Here is a 13,866-nt window from a genome sequence, read left to right on the forward strand (position 1 = left end):
TTTGATCACACACCCTTGTAGAGCGCCGCGCCCTGCATCAGCACGATGACCTTCGCCCCGACCTTGATGCGGGAATGCAGGTCGATGATGTCGCCATTGTTCATGCGGATGCATCCGGAAGACACGTCCAGACCGATGGTCCACGGTTCGGGCGTGCCGTGGATTCGGTAGATGGTGTCGTGGCCGTCTTCATAGAGATAGAGCGCCCGCGCGCCGAGCGGATTGTCAGGCCCCCCGGGCATGCCGTTGGCCCAAGGCCGGGCTTTTGGATCCCGGGCAACCATTTCGGCCGGCGGTGTCCAAGTCGGCCACTCCGCCATGCGCCCGACCTTGACGATACCGGCCCATCCGAAGCCCTCCCTGCCCACGCCGATGCCGTAGCGGATCGCCTGCTGGCCGGGCTGGACGAGATAGAGGAAATGCTGGTTGCCATCGATGATGATGGTGCCGGGCTGCTCGGCGGTCCGGAACTTGACCACTTGCGGACGGAAGGATTCCGGCACCTGTTTGTGAAGCTTGTAGTACTGGTAGGCCTTGGTGCGATTGTAGTCCGTCCACTGACGTGTCTTGGGATCGTAGACCTGCGTCCCGGCGGCAAGGGACGCGGCGGTGGAAAAAACCAACCCCAGCGCCAACACAACCGCGAGGCTTGCCGCATGCCTGCCGCCAGTCCCGATCGCCCGTTCGTCCCTGCCGAACCTTGTCTTCGAGCGCCCGGTCATTGCTTGGCCCATCCTTCGACGCGCGCCTCGTTCCTGGCCACCCATTGCTCGGCGTATGCATAGGGCGCCTGCCGCTCGACCTGGAGCGCATAGCTCATGTCGATCGCCTCCTCCGGCTTGAAGTCGACGTGCTCCAGGAAGCGAACCACCTCCGGATGTTTCTTACGCAGCGAAGTCGCATAGGCGATGTGGTAGTGGGCCGTGTCCCAGCCAACGGCGGCGTTCGACTTCGAAAGCCACTGCGGGTCTTCCGTCGGCAGGACGATCTTCCATTTGGCGGCATCGTATGGCGGTTCCGTCAGGCGGACGATGTCGTGCAATTTGAAGACGACATGCGGCGCATAGCAAGCGAAGACCATCGGCCGATCCGAGGCCTCCGCCGCATCGACAGCCGCCATGCCCACATCTTCCGGCATCTCCAGCAACGTCAGGTTTTTGGCATAGCCGTAGCTGTTGGCGCGGATGCGCTCGATTGTGGTCGACGACCACGTCTGGGCGCCAATCCACATCTCGCCCTTGCCGTCCCCGTCCGTGTCGAGAGCCTCGGTCTTCTTCGGATCACTGAGGTCGGAAATATCCTTGAAGCCGTATTTGTCGGCTGCTGTCCGGTTAGCGCAGATGCCCTGCCAGGCCGGAACGCCGATCGGGCTGATCGCGACCGTGCCGGCATCGGTGACATACTTCTTGACCAAGGTGTCGAGGTTCGGCAGCCAGACTTCCGGATGGATGTCGACCTGCCCGGAGTTCAGGCCGGCGAATGCGATCATGGTGCCCATCTCCACCACATCCGCATCGATCCCGAACTCCTTCTTGAGACTCACTTTCAGGATGTTCGCTGTCGCCTGGCCCGACGACCAGTTTGGCATGGCTATAACGAGATCGGCGGCGTGAACGCCGATACTACCGAGCACATTCGCCAAGGCTGCTACCGCCACCTTCAATGCCAGTTTCACCAAATCGGCCACCAGGTGATCCTCTCCAAGTGCTTTTTAGAATCCTGTCGAAGACAGCGATGCGTTTCCCCACCGCTTGTACAACCCTTTGGCGAAGGCACTCGACGTTGGGCTGTCTGAGTTCCGTCGCGGTCGAGGAACAAGCTATGTTAGCTTACCCACGACAGAATTATTGCACGATCACTTCGACATAGACGCCGCTGCTGCGGGCGTAATACACCCCGGCGCAATTGTAGTAGTAGGCACCGTAACAATAGCCATAGACACAGCCGGTGGACAAGACCGAAAGGCGCCGCAACTCCCTTCTTGTCGTGCGCCTAACCTCGCGGCGGGCCACTCCGGCGTAGGAAAGCGGCGTAAGCGGGTGGCCAATCCTGGCTTCGGCGGGCGCGACGAAGCCTGTGTTTGGGAATTAGCTCTGATAAACGCTGAGCAAGAAGCTTGGCGAAGGGCGATGATGAAAAGCGAGCCAAGTCCATCAATCTACATGGACACTCGAGCTGACTTCGCAGCCGCATAGAGACCTACCTTTGCAAACCTGATGCGGCTGGAATCCACCTGATTGCTATACGATCATTCCGCAGCTTCCAGCCTCGCCAACGCCTGTTCACGCCGGGCGATCACGGCGGGATCGTTCACGAAATCCGTCCTTCGGCCAGGCTTGCGGCCAGGCTTCACATAGCCGTTGGCCTGGCTGCCATCGGGAATCCCGAACATGTGGTTCGTCTGCCCGGTTCGCCGCGGTCCGTGCTGGCTGCGTGTCAGCTCACGGCCGTCCTGCATCTCGGCCACCATTGCAAGCGCTTCATCCAGGCGTTTGTTCTCGACGATCTCGGATCTGTGAACCGAGCGCAGCTTGTCAAACGTTCTGTAGGGTAGGGACGTGCTGCCTCCACGATCTCAAGACGGCCGTCAGGATAGCCGCAGACAACAACCTTCTTGCCGGCCAGGCTCTTCGCAAAGGCACAGCACCTTGTCGTAGTGCAGCGTCAAGGCTGCGACAGCGTGCGGAACTCCTTGCGGCACATCGCACCGTCCAGATTCTCATGATCTGCTTGCGACAAGGTGACCAAAGGCATGACGACTCCGCAATGCGCCCGGTCTCACGCCAGGCTCTGTGAAGTCGCCAGCCTTCCTTTCCAGCTTCACGTTGACCAGCCTCGGAAGCGGGAAGTGTCGCATCTCTAACTGGGGCAACTGTCGCACTACTAAATAGCTGCTACACTCGAAAGTCGCATAAGATAGATTATGGAACTTATGCATTGGGCCTGAGCTACAAATTACCGATGTTTTTCATCGGCTTGATGCCAGGCCGTGTGTTGCCTTGATCCGTCCAGCAACGCTACGGTGCTGCGATGACGAGGTCAAACCGAGCGATTGAGTCTGCGATCGAGGTGTTCGTGCACGGGCACAGCGCCGGCAAGAGCCGTACCTTTCCCTATGAGGCAAGTCGCGTCGGGCCCTTGTGGTTGATGCGCGACGCGCCGCGCAAGAACCCTCGCGATTACCGCAAGGAGGAATGGATAGCGTATGACGTCGCCGCCGAGGATGTCGATGCGATTGCGCGCCAGCATGCGCGCGGAAGATTCTATGTGGGCGCCATGATCGCGACAGCGGAGCCAGACCAGCCGACGAGAAGCGCTTACAAGGCTCTCGGCTATAGGCTGCTCGGCACGGAAGGCTTCTTCGTGCGGCGAATGGGTCAGATTCCCAAGCCGCCGCCGGCTGCCGTCCCGATCGAACGCGTGCGTACAGCTGAACTTGCGGCCTGGTTGGGAAAGACCACGCGTACGCGACCGATCCCGGACAATCTGCTCGGTGATGACGCTCCGTTCCGCCAGTATGTGGCCATCGACGGAGCGGATATTGTCGGGCGTGTGCGCAGCGTGGACGCTGTTGGAGCTACGTGGTGCGCGGACATGTTTGTCGACCCCTCTCACCGGCGCCGTGGCATCGGCCAGGCGCTGCTCTTGAGCATGTTGTGGGACGATCAGGCGCTTGGTTCGAGGTGCTCGGTGCTGACTGCGACTCACGCAGGAGCGCTTCTGTATCCTCGTGTTGGCTATGACCGGATTGGCACGCTGTTCATGTTTGGGCCAAGGAGCACAGCACTCAGATAAAGTTCCCTTCCTATCATGCTGACTCAAAAGGAATTTCGACCACCATGCCGTCATAGGCGGGTTCGACATTGGCAGGTGTCTCGGCCATCACCGTGGCGTAGTCCAGCGGCCCATGCATGTGCGTCAGAACGGAGTGTTTTGGCGCCAGCCGCTCGATCCATTCCAGCGCCTCGCCAAGCGACAGATGGCTTGGATGGGTCCGGTACTGCAGCGCGTCGATGATCAAAACGTCGAGGTCGCGCAGCCGTTCGGCGGTTGCCTCCGGAAAGTCGCTGATATCAGGGCAATAGGCCAGCGCGCCGATGCGAAAGCCCAACGATATGATGTCGCCATGAACCTGCGGCAGCGGCTCGAGGGTGAGGGCACCGCCCTCTCCTTCGATGACCACCGGCTTTGCGTGATCGACGATATGAGCGTCGACGATCGGCGGATAGGAACTGCCCGCCGGTGTCTCGAAACAATAGCCGAACGCCTGGCGCAGGCGCAGCATTGTCGGCTGGTCGGCATGGATATCGATCCTGTGACGCTGATCGAGAACGAAACCACGCAGATCGTCGATGCCGTGGATGTGGTCGGCATGCGGATGCGTGTAGACGACCGCATCTATGCGCCTGACGGAAGCCATCAGCATCTGCTGGCGGAAATCCGGTCCGGTGTCGATGACGACACTGGTGCGGCTGCCATTCGCGGCAATCCGTTCGACAAGCGCGGCGGTGCGCGTGCGCTGGTTCTTCGGGTTGTCCGGGTCGCAATTGCCCCAGTCGCCGGTGATGCGCGGCGTACCTGGCGACGAGCCGCAGCCGAGAATGGTAAGGCGCAGCCGGTCGGTCATCGTTCAGGCGCTTTGCTCGGCCGCGCACTTTGCTCGGGAGGTCGCGGCATCTTGCCGAACAGCCGGAAGAAGTTGTTCGTCGTCAGATCGGCGATTTCAGCCTCGCTGACGCCGATTGTTTCGGCCAGCACTCTTGCCGTGTGCGCGACATAGGCCGGCTCGTTGCGCTTGCCGCGAAACGGGATCGGCGCCAGATAGGGTGCGTCGGTTTCGACCAGCAGCCGGTCATGCGGCACATCGGCGGCGATGGCGCGCAATTCGGCCGAGTTCTTGAAGGTCAGGATGCCCGAGAAGGAGACGTAGCCACCCAGCGAGACGCCGATTTCAGCCAGCCGACGCCCCGACGAAAAACAGTGCAGGATGAAGGGGAAGGCGCCCTTCCCTGTTTCGTCTTCGAGAATGGCCGCCATGTCGTCGTCGGCATCGCGCGAATGGATGACCAGCGGCAGCCCCGTTTCTCGTGCGGCGGCGATATGGCTGCGAAACCCTTGCGCCTGCGCCTCGCGCGGCGCTTTGTCATAGAAATAGTCGAGACCGGCCTCGCCGATCGCCACCACCTTCGGATGAGCCGACAGACGGACAAGGTCCGCGACGGTGACGTCGAGTTCCTCGGCGGCGTTGTGCGGATGAGTGCCGACTGAGCAGTACACTTCATCGAAAATCTTAGCGATTTCAAGTATTTGCGGAAATCGCTTCACACGAGTCGAGACTGTCACCATGCGGCCGATACCGGCCGCTTTGGCGCGGGCGACAATGGCAGCCCGCTCCTCGGCGAAATCTGGAAAATCCAGGTGGCAGTGACTGTCGACGAGCATCAGGCGTTCGCGTCCGGCTGTTCGACGTAACGCGGAAACACGCCTTCCGGTACGGGCAGGGCAACTCCCGGCACAAGCGCGTATTCGTCAACGACATGCACGAAATCGCGGCTGTCCGCCGGCACCGCCAGCAGGTCGAGCAGCTTGTTGGCCGATCCCGGAATGAAGGGTTGGCACAGCAGCGCCACGCGCCGGACGACTTCGGCGGTCGTCCACAGCACGGTTTCCATGCGCGCCGGATCGCTCTTCTTCAGTGTCCATGGTGCCTGTCCCGCGAAGTAGCGGTCGGCTTCCGCCACCACGCCGAAGATTGCCGCCAGCGCCAGATGGATGCCTTGCTCAGCCATGGTCTTGCGCGCCACGGCAAGCACGGCACTTGCCTGGTCGAGGATAGCCTTGTCCTCATCCGCCAGGGTGCCGCGCTGAGGCACGACGCCGGCGCAGTTCTTGGCGATCATCGACAGCGAGCGTTGCGCCAGATTGCCGAGGCCATTGGCAAGATCGGCGTTTGTGCGGTTGACGATCGCTTCGTGGCTGTAGCTGCCGTCCTGGCCGAACGGCACCTCGCGCAGGAAGAAGTAGCGCACCTGGTCGAGGCCGTAGTGCTCGATCATGGTGAACGGGTCGACGACATTGCCGACCGATTTCGACATCTTCTCACCGCGGTTGAACAGGAAGCCGTGGGCAAAGACACGCTTCGGCAGTTCGATGCCGGCCGACATCAGGAAGGCCGGCCAGTAGACCGCATGGAAGCGCACGATATCCTTGCCGATGATGTGCATGGCCGGCCAGTAGCGCCATTGCTCGGCCTTTGTGTCGGGATAGCCGGCGGCGGTGATGTAGTTGGTCAGGGCATCGACCCAGACATACATCACATGCTTGTCGTCGCCTGGCACGGGCACGCCCCATTTGAAGGTCGTGCGCGAGATCGACAGATCCTTCAGCCCGGACTTGACGAAACTGAGCACCTCGTTGCGGCGCTCGGTCGGGCCAACGAAGTCGGGCTGGCTCTCATAGAGTGCCAGCAATTTGTCCTGATAGGCGGACAGCTTGAAGAAGTAGCTTTCTTCTTCGTTCCATTCGACAGGCGAGCCAAGCGGCTCGCGCCGCACCCCATCGTCTCCGACCGTGGTTTCGCTTTCGTCGAAATAGGCTTCCTGGCGGACCGAATACCAGCCGCTATACCGGTCGAGATAGATGTCGCCATTGGCGGCCATCGCCTTCCAGATCGCCTGGCAGGATTCATAGTGGCGCGGTTCCGTCGTGCGAATGAACTCGTCATTCGACCCCCCCATTGCCTCGGTCATCGAACGGAAGATCGCTGAATTGCGGTCGGCCAGCGCCAGAGGCGTGATACCCTCCTTCTCAGCCGTCTGCTGCATCTTCAGGCCGTGTTCGTCGGTGCCGGTAAGAAAGAACACATCCTTGCCGTCCAGGCGCTGGAAGCGAGCCAGCGCGTCGGTCGCAATGACGGTATAGGCGTGGCCGATATGCGGCTTGCCGTTCGGATAGAAAATCGGCGTGGTGATGTAGAATGTGTCGCGTGACATGAATGAACCGTCATGAATGTCTGAATGGAAGGCGTGGCGGTGGATATCGCATCGGGGCGGCGATTGCCATCCCGAGGCCAATGCATGCCGCCCAAAAGTGGCCCCGGTTTTGGGGCAACGGCATGCACAAGGAAACCGTCACATTCGCATTGCAGAATTCAGGCGGTCGATCATGGTCAAGGCGTGCTGTTTCTTGTCGAGATTGTAGGTGTCGGTCTCAGATATAGCGTCCAGCGCCTCATGCCAAGTGTCTGACAGACTTTTGGCCCGGGCGAGGTCGCCCGCCAGCGCTGCCTGGCTTGCCGCATCCGACAACAGCTCCAGCGCCCGGCGGTTGAAGATGTCGAACTGGATCGCCTGGTCGCGGCCGGCGACAGCCTCGGCAAGGCGAAACGCCCCGCCGACATCGCCCTTTCTTGCAACCACCAGGGCATCGAGCGTCGAGGCAATCTCCAGCCCGCCATATTGCGTCAACAGGATCGCGCTGCGCGCGCTGCCCCCTGCCCGCTCGACCAGTGCCGCGCGTGCTGCCGGATCGTGCGGTGGCGGCGGCTCGGTCGTTTCCAGAACCGCCATCAGGTCGTCGGCACCGAGCGGCGTCAATCGCACCACCTGGCAGCGCGACCGGATTGTCGGCAGCAGGCTGCCCGGCGCGTGGACGATGAGAATGAACAGGGTTCGTGCCGGCGGTTCCTCCAGATTCTTCAGCAACGCATTGGCGGCATTGGTGTTCATGTCGTCGGCCGGATCGATGATGACGACCCGGTAGCTGCCATCATGCGAGGTCAGCGACAGGAAGCGGCTGACCTTGCGGATTTCGTCGACGGTGACGACGGTCTTGAAGCTCTTGGTCTTGTCGTTGAGCGGACGGGTCAGATGCAGCACCGATGGATGCGCGCCGGTGGCGATCTGGCGAGACAGCGACGAGGCCGGGTCTGGAACGGCAAGGCTTTCCGGCGCCTGCCCGAAGGCCGGGTGTTTCAGCAGATGGTGCGCGAGATGGAAGGCGAGCGTCGCTTTGCCGATGCCGACCGGTCCGGAAAAGATCAGCGCATGCGGCAGCTTTCCCGCACGATAGGCTGATGTCAGCATTCCGGCAGCCTGTCCGTGCCCGACCAGACGCGGCGTTTCGGAAGGCTCGGGCACGCCATCCAGCGTGTCGTGCTGTTCCGGTGCGATGCGTTCGAAGGTCATGCCGGCTGCCTGTTGCGCGAAGGCGTTCTTGCCTCCAGCGCCGCGAAGACGGCGGCGGTGACGACATGCTCCACCGTATCGGGATCGGCGGCTGCGTCGACGACGATACAGCGTTCCGGCTCCGCCGCCGCGATCGCCAGAAACGCCTCGCGGCGGGCCTGGTGGATCGCCAGCGTCTCCTTTTCGAAGCGGTCGGCGCTTGCTTCGGTGCCGCGCCGCAGCGTTGCGCGCCTCAAGCCTTCCGCCGGATCGATGTCGAAGATCAGCGTCATGTCGGGCATCATGCCGTTGATGGCGACCTGCTCCAGCGTATCCATGAACGCCGGGTCGATGCCGCCGGTAACACCCTGGTAGACACGTGAGGAATCCAGGAAGCGGTCGCAAAGGACGATGGAGCCAAGCTCGACCGCCGGCCGGATGACCTGCTCGACATGGTCGGAACGCGCGGCGGCGAACAGCAGCGCCTCCATCTTCGGCCCGAATGGTTCGGCGGCGCCCGAAAGCAGCACATGCCTGACCGCTTCGGCGCCCGGCGATCCGCCCGGTTCACGGGTAAGCAGGACATCATATTTCTTGGCACGCATCTTCCTGGCCAGCCGCTCGATCTGCGTCGACTTGCCTGCTCCTTCGCCGCCTTCGAAGGTGATGAAAAATCCGCGTGCCAACCGAGAGGCCTTTTGTCCATGCTTGCGTGGATGTAGCGCTCTAGATAGTCCGCGTTTGGGGAAACGTCCATGCCGTCGGCGCTAGCGCAACCAGCCGATCGCCAGTTCCTTGACGGCGTCGAGCGCGCGCTGCGGCAATGTGCCGACGCCGATCGACTCGGCGGCGAAAAGCGGCGTCTCCTGGCTCAGCGTATCGCCGATCCAGACGCGCAGCGCCCCCACCGGCTGGCCTTCCTCGACCGGAGCGGCAACCGGACCATTGTAGACGATCCTGGCCGTCAGCTTGTCGCGGTTGGTGATCGGCAGGAAGATGTCGATCGGGCCCTTGGCCTTCAGCGTCACCCCTGATTTCGCGCCGCCAAAAACCTGGGCCTCGCCGACGACCTCGTCCTTTGCGAAGATTTCGGTCTTCTCGAAAGAGCGAACGCCCCAGTCGAGCAGCTTTCGCGCCTCCTCGGCGCGCTCCTTGTCGCTGGCCAGCCCGCTCATCGCCGCGATCACCCGCGTGCCGTTGTGGCTGAGCGAACCGACAATGCCGAAGCCCGACACCTCGCTCGCGCCGACCGCCAGGCCGTCGGCGCCGATGTCCATCGCCAGCAGCGGATTGCGGTTCCTCTGCGAGATCTTGTTCCAGGCAAATTCCTTCTGGCCATAGTAGCGATAGAAATCCGGATAATCGCGCCACAGGTGCACGGCGAGCAGCGCCAACTCGCGCACGGTCGTCTGCTGGCCATCCGCCGGCAGGCCGGTCGAATTGACGAAGGTCGATGTCTCGAGGCCGATCTGGCGGGCGCGCTCGGTCATCTGCGCGGCAAAATTGTCTTCGGATCCGGCCATGCCTTCGGCAATGACGATGCAGCCGTCATTGGCCGCCTGCACCGTTACGCCCTGGATGAGGTCCTCCAGCCGGATCGACGATTTGAGCTTGGCAAACATCGTCGATGTTCCCGAAGGCGCCCCGCCTTTGCGCCAGGCGTTTTCGCTGACCACGAATGTATCGTCGAGCTTCAGGCGTCCGGATTTTATGGCGTCGAAAACCACTTCCATGGTCATCAGCTTGGCCATCGAGGCCGGCTGTATAGGCTTGTCTGCATCCTTCGAAAACAGCACCGTCCCGGTCTCGGCGTCGATCATGAAGACTTGGGCTGCCTTGGTCTCGAAAAGCTGCGCGCCGGCCTCGGCCAGCGACAGAACCAGCATGCCGAGCCCCAGAAATGCGGTCACAAACGCAGAACGAAATGTCATGAAGCTCAACCCGTTGGCCGGTATTGCCGGCAACCGCGGCAAGGCTATCAGGCTTTCTCCCGGCGGATCAACCGCATGGCCGAGATACTCGCCAAGACTTTGAGGTTTATCGGGTCAATTGCGCACGACGAGTGCATCCGGCGCGCCGTGCGACCATGCCGCCTGCAGCATTTCGTCCAGATTGCGATGGCCATCGGGATAGAGATTGACCGAATACCAGTCCTCGCCATCGAGTTCGGAACGCTGGATCTCGATCTTGCCGAATACGGCAAGCTGAGTAGCGATGCGCCTGGCCTGCGCGGCATCCTCGAACGAGCCTGCCGCGACGTAGTCGGTGGGCGAACCGGCCGGCGGCGACTGCCGCTTCCACGATTGAAGCACATCGGCCGGAGACATGCCGTCGCCGCCCAGTGCCGCGAAGGCGTTGGAGGCACGCTCTACCCGCTCGTCCGCATAGGACAACGAGGCCACGGCAAATGGCGATTGCGGCGGCAGGCCGATCCCCGGGCGTTCCGGCACGATCGGGCCGAAATCGGGCAATGCCAGATCGCCAAAGGCCGGCGATTGAGTCGACATGACCGGCTGAACGATCCCTGAATCGGTCAACTGGCCCGGAAACGGTATGGCGGCGGCACCGACGGACAAGCTCGGCGACGGCCCGTTCATGGCGACCATGACGCCGGTTGGCAGCCCATCCGACGGATCCGGCGCCCGGTTGCCGGGATGGTAGGAGGCCATCAGATACCGGTCGTCATCACCGTCGAGCGGCGCACGGCCGACATACTCGACCTTCACTTGGGCCGTGCCGATGTTGGCATAATCGAGCATCTGGGCGGCGCGCTCCGACACATCGATGATGCGGCCTTCGTGATAGGGGCCGCGATCGTTGACGCGCACGATGACCGAACTGCCGGTCTTGAGATTGGTAACACGGGCGTAGCTCGGCAGCGGCATGGTTGGATGCGCCGCCGTCAGATGCGTCATGTCGTAGACTTCGCCATTGGCGGTAAGCCGGCCGTGGAAGGCGTCACCATACCAGGACGCCAGACCGACCTTAGCGTAGTGCCTCTCTTCCTTGGGGTAGTACCACTTGCCGCGGACCTGATAGGGCTTGCCGAGCTGGTCCCGGCCGCCGCCACGCTGCAGCCGCCCGCTCCGGAAGGCCAAGCGCGGACTTGCCTTCACGCCATATTCGGATTCGGAGAAATATTCCTTGGAGCGGGTCTTCTTGTAGACCATCGCTTTCGGTTCAGGCTGCGACGCGCAAGCCGCCAGCAAGGCCGCCGACACGGCCAGCAACGCGACTGTAGCGGCGCGACGAAGACGCGGGTGCGTCACAGCCTGCATTTTCTGGTGTTCCCCTACAGTCTCAATCGAAGACGCCGCTTGAGCATCAGAGGAGCCAAAGCACTCACTCGAAAATACCAACGACGCCTTGAACCCCGGTCCCTTGTGCGCAGGAATTGTTTATCACGGTATTAACCGATTGTGGCCGGAACCGGGCAAGATTGTGACGTCGTCTCCGAGCCGAGCATCCTGAAAAAGTTGCGGCTTTTCGTTCTTTTGCGCGAAGGTCATGTCGGCGGGCTGTCGCAGGGCGCCTGGTCCCCGCCCCTGCCGCAGGGCAATCGCATACGGGAAGCCGAGGCTTCCGCCCTACGAATACCCCACCCCTACCCCCCGCGCAAAACTGTTCGCGATGTCCTCGCACACCTGTTCGCGATGTCTCCGGTCCCGCCACCGTGAGGCAGCGGGCCAAATGCGACAAGCGTGTCGTATTTGTTCAGTTTGCCTTCTCGCTTCATCAATCCCTACCCGTTGTGGGCGATCTCTATGCCGCCCGCAGGGGGCGTAGTCGCCGACGCAATCACCTGCTTATGCACTTCGATCGTCAATATTTCGACGCGCTCTGTCAAAGCCTTGATCGTTTCCGTCAGCTTCGTGTTCTGCTTCACCAGATCGACGAGCATGGTTGTTTGGTGGGCCGCAAGAGACAGCCGCTCTTCGCTGGCGCGTGCAAGATCCTCGCGATGCAATGCATCGGCTTCGGCGTGCGCCTTGTCCCGATCGGCCTGACGCGTCTGCGCCAGCAGGATCAGCGGCGCTGCATAGGCAGCTTGCAAGCTGAACGCGAGGTTCAGCAGGATAAATGGGTAAACGTCGAACTGGGTCACCCCAACAATGTTGACAAGAATCCATGCGCCGACAATCACCGATTGCGCGATGAGGAAGGTGGGCGTGCCGAAGAAGCGAGCAAATTTCTCTGCTTTCAGTGCAAACCAGTCATCCCCATAAGGCGAGTGAAGGTGTACATGGGGCAGATGAAAGCGGAAGAAATGCCGATCCCCTTTATGGCCGCCTTTGTGTGTGTCTTGAGCTGGATTGGTTTCATCGGTCATGGTGCCTGATCCCTCATTTGTGCCCGTCTCGGCGCTCGTGGATCGCAACCGATATTGGTTTCAAGCGCTGCCATTTCCGCTGTCCGGAAAGGCTGCCGCAAAACATCTTCGGACCACTACCAGCGTCCCTTTGCCCAAATTGTGACTCTGATGCTCTTTCTTAAGCTTTTTATCAAAAACCGGCCGTCGAGGCCAATCTGGCCAAAAAGCTTTCCTGACCTTAACGGCAAGGTCGAACCGACCATCGCGCTTACCGTGATTCCACTTATTGAGGCATGTGGCGAGTTGTTCCAGCGCTATGGCGATATAGGTTAAGTGCAAGCTCGCTGGCTCCGGCCGGCGAGCTTTTTACGTTTTGGGCAAGCCGGCCGGGCGACCCGCGCGCTTGATGGTCGGATTAGCGGAAACGCGCCTATTTCCGCTTTGTCTTCTGCCCCGTCGCCTTCTTCGCGGCGGGCTTGGCCTTCGCCGACAGACCGCCCTTCGGCTGATGCGAGTGGGTCATGACCGTCTTGAGTTGGCCCTTGATCTTGGCGTGCAATTTGGCCTTGTCGACGCCCGCGGGGTAAATGCCCTTCTCGATACTGGTGGCCATCCGCTCCAGCAGGTCGGTATCGTGTTCGTCGCGGTAGGGTTTTAGGTCGAGGTCTGCCGGCACTTTGGTCAGCCGTTCATCGTCCATCGTCTTCACGTACTTCTGCATGAAGCGGTCATAATCACGCCAGGAGATGCCGGCCGCCCGCACCGCGGCTTCTTCCGCCCGAGTGGCGATTTGGTGGGCGTGCAGATAGTGCAGGTCCAATTGGTCGATCAACGTCTTCTCGACCTCCTCGTGCAACAACAGGAAACGGTCGGTGTTGATCGTGCGGCCCTTGTATTCCCATTCGCTGGGCATATGCCGGTCGATATAGATCGTCTTCCCATCTTTCGAATAGCCGGCGAGATAGGGGATGTCGTGCTTGCGGTCGAGGGTCTTGACCTTGCGCGCCACGGCATCGAGCGCCCGATCCATCATCAGGCTCGACACGTACCAGTTGGGCAAGCGTAGCTTCTTGTGCGGTGCGGTCGGATGGCAATAATCGAACGCCATGGATGTTCCCCTGCGAAGCGGTTGAATGATATTGCACTTCACTCCATGTCGGGCAATTCGCCGTCGATATGGGGCATGCTGTAGTTGTCGGTGCAAAGGAATGAAATGCACCCTACCGGCAGCGTGTTGAACCATCATGAGCGCGCGGAGATGAAGACGGCTGCGCAGGCCGGCGATGAGCCTCATGTTACCGCACCGCCTTTCGGATGGCGCGGGATCGAAGCAGAGATTTGGCCGTGCCAGTCCAGGCCATGCTGGAAAGCCATCTTCTTCATTTTCCG

The 13,866-nt window shown here is 61.3% G+C and carries 12 protein-coding genes and 2 pseudogenes; 1 reads left to right on the forward strand and 13 read right to left on the reverse strand.

The features are described 5' to 3' along the window. Positions 1-5 precede the first annotated feature (5 nt). The 4 genes and pseudogenes from BPNPMPFG_RS04095 to BPNPMPFG_RS04110 form a co-directional block, all read right to left on the reverse strand. The gene (locus tag BPNPMPFG_RS04095) at positions 6-722 is read right to left on the reverse strand and encodes a L,D-transpeptidase (RefSeq protein WP_258593345.1); all 717 of its coding nucleotides are present in this window, start codon (positions 720-722) and stop codon (positions 6-8) included. Continuing rightward, positions 719-1,687 carry an ABC transporter substrate-binding protein gene (locus BPNPMPFG_RS04100; RefSeq protein ID WP_413776832.1) on the reverse strand — a complete coding sequence of 323 codons (969 nt, stop codon included), beginning with the start codon at positions 1,685-1,687 and terminating at the stop codon, positions 719-721. The genes BPNPMPFG_RS04095 and BPNPMPFG_RS04100 overlap by 4 nt, the downstream gene beginning before the upstream one ends. A 157-nt stretch (positions 1,688-1,844) precedes the next feature. After that, positions 1,845-2,075 (reverse strand): annotated as a pseudogene (locus BPNPMPFG_RS04105) (hypothetical protein); the annotation flags it as partial. 173 nt (positions 2,076-2,248) lie between these two features. Beyond that, positions 2,249-2,730 (reverse strand): annotated as a pseudogene (locus BPNPMPFG_RS04110) (ISNCY family transposase); the annotation flags it as partial. Positions 2,731-3,147: 417 nt separating this feature from the next. Here BPNPMPFG_RS04110 and BPNPMPFG_RS04115 point away from each other — a divergent pair. Beyond that, positions 3,148-3,795, forward strand: a complete 648-nt coding sequence (locus BPNPMPFG_RS04115; protein ID WP_258597058.1) for a GNAT family N-acetyltransferase — start codon at positions 3,148-3,150, stop codon at positions 3,793-3,795. Between the two features lie 13 nt (positions 3,796-3,808). Here the strand turns inward: BPNPMPFG_RS04115 and BPNPMPFG_RS04120 are convergent, their stop codons facing one another. The 9 genes from BPNPMPFG_RS04120 to BPNPMPFG_RS04160 form a co-directional block, all read right to left on the reverse strand. Then, positions 3,809-4,627, reverse strand: coding sequence for an MBL fold metallo-hydrolase (locus tag BPNPMPFG_RS04120; protein ID WP_258593346.1), 819 nt, complete (start codon positions 4,625-4,627; stop codon positions 3,809-3,811). Then, positions 4,624-5,442: a TatD family hydrolase gene (locus tag BPNPMPFG_RS04125; protein WP_258593347.1), complete on the reverse strand. Its 819-nt coding sequence runs from the start codon at positions 5,440-5,442 to the stop codon at positions 4,624-4,626. Before BPNPMPFG_RS04125 ends, BPNPMPFG_RS04120 begins: the two co-directional genes overlap by 4 nt. Further along, a complete protein-coding gene (metG, locus tag BPNPMPFG_RS04130; RefSeq protein ID WP_258593348.1) occupies positions 5,442-6,992 on the reverse strand; it encodes a methionine--tRNA ligase in 1,551 nt (516 codons plus the stop codon). Before metG ends, BPNPMPFG_RS04125 begins: the two co-directional genes overlap by 1 nt. 138 nt (positions 6,993-7,130) lie before the next feature. Then, a complete protein-coding gene (locus BPNPMPFG_RS04135; protein WP_258593349.1) occupies positions 7,131-8,186 on the reverse strand; it encodes a DNA polymerase III subunit delta' in 1,056 nt (351 codons plus the stop codon). After that, entirely contained in the window at positions 8,183-8,851 is a 669-nt protein-coding gene (gene tmk / locus BPNPMPFG_RS04140) for a dTMP kinase (RefSeq protein ID WP_258593350.1), read from the reverse strand. Before tmk ends, BPNPMPFG_RS04135 begins: the two co-directional genes overlap by 4 nt. Before the next feature lie 81 nt (positions 8,852-8,932). Then, the gene (locus BPNPMPFG_RS04145; RefSeq protein WP_258593351.1) at positions 8,933-10,096 is read right to left on the reverse strand and encodes a D-alanyl-D-alanine carboxypeptidase family protein; all 1,164 of its coding nucleotides are present in this window, start codon (positions 10,094-10,096) and stop codon (positions 8,933-8,935) included. 114 nt (positions 10,097-10,210) lie between these two features. Beyond that, a complete protein-coding gene (locus BPNPMPFG_RS04150; protein WP_258593352.1) occupies positions 10,211-11,443 on the reverse strand; it encodes a septal ring lytic transglycosylase RlpA family protein in 1,233 nt (410 codons plus the stop codon). A 464-nt stretch (positions 11,444-11,907) separates the two neighbouring features. Beyond that, the gene (locus BPNPMPFG_RS04155; RefSeq protein WP_258593353.1) at positions 11,908-12,495 is read right to left on the reverse strand and encodes a DUF1003 domain-containing protein; all 588 of its coding nucleotides are present in this window, start codon (positions 12,493-12,495) and stop codon (positions 11,908-11,910) included. A gap of 412 nt (positions 12,496-12,907) precedes the next feature. After that, positions 12,908-13,585 carry a hypothetical protein gene (locus BPNPMPFG_RS04160; protein WP_258593354.1) on the reverse strand — a complete coding sequence of 226 codons (678 nt, stop codon included), beginning with the start codon at positions 13,583-13,585 and terminating at the stop codon, positions 12,908-12,910. Positions 13,586-13,866 lie beyond the last annotated feature (281 nt).

The sequence above is a fragment of the Mesorhizobium sp. AR07 genome (assembly GCF_024746815.1).
Lineage (GTDB): Bacteria > Pseudomonadota > Alphaproteobacteria > Rhizobiales > Rhizobiaceae > Mesorhizobium.

Coding starts and splice junctions, on each gene's coding strand:
- BPNPMPFG_RS04095 (WP_258593345.1), bottom strand. CDS start 722: ATGACCGGGCGCTCGAAGACAAGGTTCGGCAGGGACGAACGGGCGATC.
- BPNPMPFG_RS04115 (WP_258597058.1), top strand. CDS start 3,148: ATGCGCGACGCGCCGCGCAAGAACCCTCGCGATTACCGCAAGGAGGAA.
- BPNPMPFG_RS04120 (WP_258593346.1), bottom strand. CDS start 4,627: ATGACCGACCGGCTGCGCCTTACCATTCTCGGCTGCGGCTCGTCGCCA.
- BPNPMPFG_RS04125 (WP_258593347.1), bottom strand. CDS start 5,442: ATGCTCGTCGACAGTCACTGCCACCTGGATTTTCCAGATTTCGCCGAG.
- metG (WP_258593348.1), bottom strand. CDS start 6,992: ATGTCACGCGACACATTCTACATCACCACGCCGATTTTCTATCCGAAC.
- BPNPMPFG_RS04135 (WP_258593349.1), bottom strand. CDS start 8,186: ATGACCTTCGAACGCATCGCACCGGAACAGCACGACACGCTGGATGGC.
- BPNPMPFG_RS04145 (WP_258593351.1), bottom strand. CDS start 10,096: ATGACATTTCGTTCTGCGTTTGTGACCGCATTTCTGGGGCTCGGCATG.
- BPNPMPFG_RS04150 (WP_258593352.1), bottom strand. CDS start 11,443: ATGCAGGCTGTGACGCACCCGCGTCTTCGTCGCGCCGCTACAGTCGCG.
- BPNPMPFG_RS04155 (WP_258593353.1), bottom strand. CDS start 12,495: ATGACCGATGAAACCAATCCAGCTCAAGACACACACAAAGGCGGCCAT.
- BPNPMPFG_RS04160 (WP_258593354.1), bottom strand. CDS start 13,585: ATGGCGTTCGATTATTGCCATCCGACCGCACCGCACAAGAAGCTACGC.